The organism is Streptomyces sp. AB3(2024) (assembly GCF_041862025.1).
Classification (GTDB): domain Bacteria; phylum Actinomycetota; class Actinomycetes; order Streptomycetales; family Streptomycetaceae; genus Streptomyces.
On record NZ_JBGWAB010000324.1, the window covers coordinates 1 to 626 of the forward strand.

General features: G+C 69.2%; 2 pseudogenes. Both read left to right on the plus strand.

Annotated features, from left to right (window positions below):
• A pseudogene (locus tag ACEPPI_RS40585) lies at positions 1-370 on the plus strand (2-oxoglutarate ferredoxin oxidoreductase subunit alpha); the annotation flags it as partial.
• Positions 363-626 (plus strand): annotated as a pseudogene (locus ACEPPI_RS40590) (2-oxoacid:ferredoxin oxidoreductase subunit beta); the annotation flags it as partial. The pseudogenes ACEPPI_RS40585 and ACEPPI_RS40590, both read left to right, overlap by 8 nt.

Sequence of the window (626 nt, forward strand, 5' to 3'; positions counted from 1 at the left end):
CCAGGCCAAGATCGACGGCATCACCGTCCCCGACCTGGAGGTCGACGACCCGACCCGCACGGCCCGCACCCTGGTTCTCGGCTGGGGCTCCACCTACGGCCCCATCACCGCAGCCGTCCGCCGGCTGCGCGCCCAAGGAGTGGCCATCGCGCAGGCCCACCTGCGCCACCTCAACCCCTTCCCGGCGAACCTCGGCGAGGTGCTCGCCCGCCACGACCGGGTCGTCGTCCCCGAGATGAACCTCGGACAGCTGGCCACCCTGATCCGGGCGAAGTACCTGGTCGACGCCCAGTCGTACAACCAGGTCAACGGCATGCCGTTCAAGGCGGAGCAGCTGGCCGCGGTCCTCCAGGAGGCCATCGATGACTGAGGCAATGAGCCTGATCCCCAAGGCGGAGGCGGCGCTCTCGGCCAGGGACTTCAAGTCGGACCAGGAGGTCCGCTGGTGTCCGGGATGCGGCGACTACGCCGTCCTCGCCGCCGTGCAGGGCTTCATGCCCGAGCTGGGACTGGCGAAGGAGAACATCGTCTTCGTCTCCGGCATCGGCTGCTCCTCCCGCTTCCCGTACTACATGAACACCTACGGGATGCACTCCATCCACGGCCGCGCCCCCGCCATCGCCACC